At 53.7% G+C, this 6,229-nt stretch carries 7 protein-coding genes; 4 read left to right on the plus strand and 3 right to left on the minus strand.

Annotated features, from left to right (window positions below; all coding sequences use genetic code 11):
* Position 1: 1 nt before the first annotated feature.
* A complete protein-coding gene (locus AC2FLZ_RS00880; protein ID WP_480516534.1) occupies positions 2-337 on the minus strand; it encodes a hypothetical protein in 336 nt (111 codons plus the stop codon).
* A 129-nt stretch (positions 338-466) separates the two neighbouring features.
* A complete protein-coding gene (locus AC2FLZ_RS00885) occupies positions 467-1,897 on the minus strand; it encodes a Glu/Leu/Phe/Val family dehydrogenase (RefSeq protein WP_496881609.1) in 1,431 nt (476 codons plus the stop codon).
* Positions 1,898-2,292: 395 nt separating this feature from the next.
* Here AC2FLZ_RS00885 and AC2FLZ_RS00890 point away from each other — a divergent pair, with 395 nt between their 5' ends.
* The 3 genes from AC2FLZ_RS00890 to AC2FLZ_RS00900 are packed head-to-tail and all read left to right on the plus strand — an operon-like array spanning position 2,293 to position 4,998.
* On the plus strand, positions 2,293-3,870 hold the full coding sequence (locus AC2FLZ_RS00890; RefSeq protein WP_496881610.1) for a Tad domain-containing protein: 1,578 nt from the start codon (positions 2,293-2,295) through the stop codon (positions 3,868-3,870).
* Positions 3,867-4,397, plus strand: a complete 531-nt coding sequence (locus AC2FLZ_RS00895; RefSeq protein WP_480604096.1) for a TadE/TadG family type IV pilus assembly protein — start codon at positions 3,867-3,869, stop codon at positions 4,395-4,397. Before AC2FLZ_RS00890 ends, AC2FLZ_RS00895 begins: the two co-directional genes overlap by 4 nt.
* Positions 4,398-4,401: 4 nt before the next feature.
* A complete protein-coding gene (locus AC2FLZ_RS00900) occupies positions 4,402-4,998 on the plus strand; it encodes a TadE/TadG family type IV pilus assembly protein (protein WP_480516528.1) in 597 nt (198 codons plus the stop codon).
* Here AC2FLZ_RS00900 and AC2FLZ_RS00905 read toward each other — a convergent pair.
* Complete coding sequence (locus AC2FLZ_RS00905) at positions 4,960-5,439, minus strand: hypothetical protein (RefSeq protein WP_480476394.1); 480 nt, start codon at positions 5,437-5,439, stop codon at positions 4,960-4,962. The genes AC2FLZ_RS00900 and AC2FLZ_RS00905 overlap by 39 nt on opposite strands.
* A gap of 157 nt (positions 5,440-5,596) precedes the next feature.
* On the opposite strand from AC2FLZ_RS00905, the gene AC2FLZ_RS00910 reads away from it, so the two are divergent.
* Positions 5,597-6,229, plus strand: a 633-nt coding sequence (locus AC2FLZ_RS00910) for a pirin family protein (RefSeq protein WP_496881611.1), incomplete at its 3' end; no start/stop codon positions are given.

Below are 6,229 nucleotides of genomic sequence, written 5' to 3' on the forward strand. Positions count from 1 at the left end.
ATCAATTGTTGAGGTTGTTTTTTATTGCCTGAACTTGATCCCAGTTGTCCACGCATTGTTGGTACATGATCTCACTGAGATCATTTTTTCGCAGATCTCGTTTCTTTTGTTGGAATACCCAGGAAGTCAAATGTGGGATCGCAGCGTTGTAACCCGCTGGCCAAGTCGGGCTCGTAGAAGCGATTGCGCTCGCAACATCCTCTTCTTTTACGCGATCCAGCCGTGCTTTCTGGATCGCCCTGACAACATCTGCCTGATATCCACAACTTTGTTCTTTGGTTTCCGCTGCCGCCAAAGGCGTAGCCAGCAAAGCTGCGGTGATAGCGATACGTAACATAGGGAGCTCCCTGAATCGTTTCTGAGCGTCAGTTTAACGACGCGAGCCGAGACCTTCCACAATCGTTTTTTCCACATCACCGGGGAATGCGGACAAGCGGGTGGCCGAACACGGCCACCCGAAATCACATTAGAGACCTTTGGCGCGGTAGCTTTTTGCGACGCGGTCAATCGCCACGATATAAGCCGCCGTACGCAGGTCCTCGACATCATCACGGCTGTGCCAAACCTCACGCATCGACTGATAAGCAATGCGCATTGTGTCATCGAGACCCGAGCGCACCAGCTCAAGCTCATCCGCGCCTTTGAGGTACTTGGCCTTAAAGTCCGGCGACATAGACCATGCATCGCCCAGGTACCGGTCCAGCCTTTCCAGCTCGCTGACGATCAGTTCATGACGCGATTCTTCCTGTCGACGCTGCATCCGGCCAAAGCGGATATGGCTAAGGTTCTTGACCCATTCAAAATAAGACACCGTCACACCGCCCGCATTTGCATACATGTCGGGGATGATCACTGTGCCTTTCTTGCGCAGGACTTCATCCGCGCCAGCGGTAACCGGACCATTGGCAGCTTCGATAATCAGCGGCGCCTTGATCCGATCGGCGTTCGACAGGTTAATAACACCCTCCAAAGCCGCCGGGATCAGAATGTCGCATTCGGCCTCCATCACTGCTGCACTTTCAGCGGAATGGGTCGCATCGGGATAGTCTTTTACGCCGCCGTGTTTGACAATCCACTGCCGCACGGCTTCGACGTCAATGCCGTCGGGATTAAATAGTGCACCATCCCATTCGATGATTCCGGTGATGAGCGCGCCGTCTTCTTCGCTCAGGAACTTGGCTGCGTGATAACCTACATTGCCAAGCCCCTGCACGATAATGCGCTTACCATCCAGTTTGCCCGACAAACCTGCTTTTTGAATGTCTTCAGGGTGGCGGAAAAACTCGCGCAGCGCATATTGGATGCCACGTCCGGTCGCCTCGACCCGCCCGGCAATGCCGCCCGCATTCAAGGGCTTGCCGGTGACACAGGCGCGCGCGTTGATATCCGTTGTGTTCATCCGCGCGTATTGGTCGGCGATCCAGGCCATCTCACGTTCGCCGGTGCCCATATCGGGCGCAGGCACGTTTTGCGATGGGTTTATCAGGTCTCGCTTTGCAAGCTCATACGCAAATCGCCGCGTGATCTGTTCCAGCTCATGCTCTTCATATTCTCGTGGATCAATGCAAAGCCCCCCCTTGGAGCCACCAAACGGCGTTTCAACAAGCGCGCACTTATACGTCATCAGCGCAGCCAGGGCTTCGACTTCGTCCTGATTCACTGCGGTGGCATATCGAATACCGCCCTTGACCGGCTCCATATGTTCCGAGTGGACAGATCTGTAGCCGGTGAAGGTATGAATTTCACCACGCAACCGAACACCAAATCGAACTGTGTAGGTTGCGTTGCAGACACGGATCTTTTGCTCCAACCCCGGCGGCAGCTCCATAAGGGCGGTTGCCCTGTTGAACATCAGGTCAACACTTTCACGAAAGCTGGGTTCTTTGATGCCGGTCATAAAATCCTCCGTAGCGGTACATGACGATACGTCACGACGTTTTGTCGCACCACTGGCGGCATGCTGCAATCAAACAATGCACTTTTTTTAATCATTTTATGAACGCATGCTTAGTTGCCCTAGGGTGAGTCGCTCAGATCGGCCAACTCCCTAACGAATTGTTTTCATTTCATCGACAGATCACCTGAAACGGTCCGAATTATACCCCTCGGGCGCGTAAAAAGGCCAAAACCAAGCCTTTTTCGCCCAATTCACGCCACGTTTGAAAATTAACTTTGTCCCAAATCTCTTTTTCTTTGACGCACGAATTCGACGTGTGAAGCGGAGTAACCAGAATGCTTAATTCCTTGCTTTGTAACGACGGCTCGAAACCGAAGCGCAAAACGTTCAAGTTAGTGCAGTTCGCTCGGAACGAAGATGGCGTCTTCACCATTTTCGTATTGTTTATGGTGGTCCTGATGCTGGCGATTACCGGCATGGCCATGGATGTCATGAAGTATGAGCGTGACCGCGCTAGCCTGCAATCCACACTGGACCGCGCTGTGCTTGCCGCCGCAGACCTCGACCAGGACCTTCCCGCCAAGGCGGTCGTCGATTCTTACATGGACAAGGCCGGGCTGGGCAATCTGAATGCCATTACGACGGTCGTCGAAGGTTTCGGCTCCAAAAAAGTAACTGCTACAGCTGAAGCGGTTGTGCCGACCCGCTATCTGAGGTTCGGCAAAGTCACTGAACTGGGCCTTGTTGCGACCAGCGCGGCTGAAGAATCCATTGGCGCTGTCGAAATCTCGTTGGTTCTCGACATCTCCGGCTCCATGTCTCAATCGTCCGCCACGCCATCAAAGACAAAAATCGCGGTATTGAGAGAAGCTGCGTCGGAATTTGTGAGGCTCATGCTAGACAAACCTGACGAAACACAGATTTCAATCTCGATTGTTCCTTATGCAACGCAGGTCAACGCTGGTGCATCAATCCTGGGCAAGTTCACGAATGTCACGCAGGAACACAGTTATTCGCACTGCGTAAACTTCATTCCAGAGCAGTACAGCGATTCTGATCTGGAACGGGATGACACGTTGGAGCGCACCGCCCATTTCGATCCTTTCACCTATTCTGAAGGGTCAATCGACCTGCCCGTTTGTCCGGTCCGCGCAGGGAGTGCAATCACCCCTGTCACCGACAATATGAACAAACTGCTTGCCCAGATTGCGTCCCTCACCCCCGGTGGGAACACGTCGATTGATATTGGGATGAAGTGGGGCACTGCCCTGCTGGACCCGAGTATGCGCGGAATTGTTCGCGACCTGTCACTGGAACAGGATCCGTCCTTTGTAGGTACAACAATTGTACCATCAAAATTCTCGGTCCGTCCTTCAGACTATGGCACCGACGTTCTGAAGATCGCCATTGTTATGACCGATGGTCAGAACACCGATCAATACATGCTTAACCCATCGCTGCGCGAAGGTATGTCAGACGTCTGGTACAACCCGGAAGCTGATGAGTACACCGTGTACCACTCTGAGGGTCGTCCGAATTTTTTCTGGCCTCAGCAAGACGTTTGGGCGGATCATCCCTACGGAAACCCGGAACCTGAGACAGAGCTGAACGAAGAACCCGGAACAGCCGTTCGGTTGACATATCCTGAACTGTTTAACCGAGTATCTTTGGCATGGAACGCACGGTACAACTATTACTGGCAGTCCAGCGGTTGGGCAGAATGGTATTCCAAGGCCTACGCGAAAGTCGAAACGTCGGCCAAGAACCAGCGCACCAAGCACATTTGTGATGCGGCCAAAGATCAGGGTATCATCGTTTACGGTATCGCATTCGAAGCGCCCAGAAGCGGATACAGGACCCTCAAAGACTGTGCCAGCTCTGACAGCCACGTCTATGACGTAAGTGGCCTGAACCTTGAGAAAGCCTTTGAATCCATCGCATCGTCGATCCGCAAGCTGAGGCTAACCCAATGATCAGCAAAAAGCTGTCGATGCTACGCCTGTTTCGACAATCCGAGGCAGGGAATGCGACAATCGAGTTCATCATGCTCGTACCCTTCTTCCTGGCGCTTCTCGTGGCAGGAGCCGAACTGTCCATCATCACAATGCGGCATGCTGCTTTGGAGCGTGGGGTTGACCTGATCGTAAGGGATATTCGGCTGGGTACAGGTACGGACTGGAATCACGACGTGATCAGGGATCGGATTTGCGAAGTGTCCGGAATCAAGGATTGTACAGGGAATTTGCGACTGCAAATGGTCAAGCAGGACGCGTTCGCTGGTATCTTGCTTTCGGACGACATCCCCTGCACGGACAGTTCTGAAGATCCCAAGCCGGTTCTGGATTTCAAGAGCGGCCAGTCCAATGAGTTGATGATCCTACGTGCCTGCCTGCGCATAGATCCGGTTCTTGAGACCTCTGCCATTGCCAAGCTTGTCCCGGACGCTACCGGCCACTACGCGGTGACCGCAACAACGGCATTCGTACAGGAGCCACTGTAAGATCATGTCTGTACTCCAAAATCTGAGAAATCGCGTCAAAGTCTTCAAGAAAGACGAAAGTGGCATTCTGACCGTAGAAGCCCTCATGATTTTTCCACTGATGTTATGGACGATTACGTTCACGTTCACAGCATTCGAGGGGTTTCGTCAAAGCGCGTCCAATCTGAAGGCAGCTTATACAATCAGCGACCTGATTTCGCGTGAAACGCAGGCCGTAACAGATGTGTATATCGACTCGCTGCACGATTTGGCGGGCAAGATGATCAATAACCGGTCAGACGTGAAAATGCGTGTCTCGCTGATCGTTTACGATGAGGACGATAAACGCCACTATGTGCGCTGGTCGACCGTTCGCGGCTTTGACAATGAGTGGGACGACAACAGCATCGATGAAATCGAAGATCGCCTGCCGCCGATGCCCAATCAGGATACGGTCATTCTGGTCGAAACGTCGAATGAGTACATCCCCACGTTTAGACCGGGTTGGGACTTTGCGACAGGTATCACCTTTGAGAACTTCATCTTCACCCGTCCCCGCTTTACTAACGAAGTTGCGTGTAACTTATCCAGGACCCCGTTCGTCTGCACAAATAGCGGATAGAATTTCGGACATGAACTTGGCTTCGGCGGCAGATGTCATGCCGCCCACGCCAACCCGGTGACCCACCCGCCACCACAATCCCGGAGCCCAGCGGTTCGCCGCTTTGTTTCGCGTACGGACCAGAAAGCCGTTTGACGGTTTGAACGCGAATACACCCCGATCCACCGTTTCAATATCGGCCACTTCCGCGATGACCTGACCCGATCCCGTTCGCAACTCGGTCCGGGTCAGTTCGATACAGTCTTCTGTGGCGCGCCATACCCGAAGCGCCAGCCAAAGCGATGCACCGCCAACGACAAACAGAAACACCTGCCAAACCGGTTCGGGCGGCGATGCCAGCGCGACATAGGTAACCAGCATTCCAACCGTTGTCAGCATCCCTACCCCGGTCCATCGTCTGGGGGATGAGGCCTGAATCGTTGCCAACACGTCGTCCTGCATGGATGTCTCCTGTCTGATCCACTTCGATCTAGCCATTTTGCGCCGGAAACAACAGGGGTTTGGCTGCAAAACAATTTCGCACAGGTCCGGTTATTTTGTGCAAATTGACTGCTGTGGCGCAGAGATTACATGCTGCCCGGATGAAACGGAGGCAAACATGTCCCTTAGACCGACGTTGGAAACACGCAAAGCCATCCCCACAATGGAAGGGGCTGGTGTGAAACTTCACCGCGCATTCGGGTTTCAGGACCCGTCCGAACTGGATCCCTTTCTGCTGTTTGATGATTTCAGAAATGAACGCCCGCAGGATTATCAGGCCGGTTTTCCCTGGCACCCGCACCGGGGGATCGAAACGATCACTTACGTCCTGACCGGCACGGTCGAACATTCGGATTCGCTGGGCAACACCGGCACGCTTGGCGCCGGTGATGTGCAATGGATGACCGCCGGATCCGGTATCCTGCATCAGGAAATGCCAAGCGGCAACATCTCAGGCCAGATGCACGGCTTCCAGTTGTGGGGCAACCTGCCTTCGGACCAGAAGATGACCGCCCCGCGCTATCAGGACGTCCAAAGCAAGGATATCCCCGAAATCACCGATGACGATGGCACGACAGTGCGGGTGATCGTAGGTGATTTCTGGGGTAAGACTGGACCCGTAGACGGGATAGCTGCTGACCCGCAATATCTGGATATCTCTGTCCCGGCGGGTGTGAAGAAAACTTTCCGAATCGATACGTATCGCCGTGCTTTCGCCTATGTGTTTCAGGGTCAGGCCGCCTTTGCCGAT

The organism is Ruegeria sp. YKSF131 (assembly GCF_059612645.1).

What these genes read in the sequence shown, in the direction of transcription:
- AC2FLZ_RS00880 (WP_480516534.1), bottom strand. Translation starts at nt 337, where the DNA reads ATGTTACGTATCGCTATCACCGCAGCTTTGCTGGCTACGCCTTTGGCG.
- AC2FLZ_RS00885 (WP_496881609.1), bottom strand. Translation starts at nt 1,897, where the DNA reads ATGACCGGCATCAAAGAACCCAGCTTTCGTGAAAGTGTTGACCTGATG.
- AC2FLZ_RS00895 (WP_480604096.1), top strand. Translation starts at nt 3,867, where the DNA reads ATGATCAGCAAAAAGCTGTCGATGCTACGCCTGTTTCGACAATCCGAG.
- AC2FLZ_RS00900 (WP_480516528.1), top strand. Translation starts at nt 4,402, where the DNA reads ATGTCTGTACTCCAAAATCTGAGAAATCGCGTCAAAGTCTTCAAGAAA.
- AC2FLZ_RS00905 (WP_480476394.1), bottom strand. Translation starts at nt 5,439, where the DNA reads ATGCAGGACGACGTGTTGGCAACGATTCAGGCCTCATCCCCCAGACGA.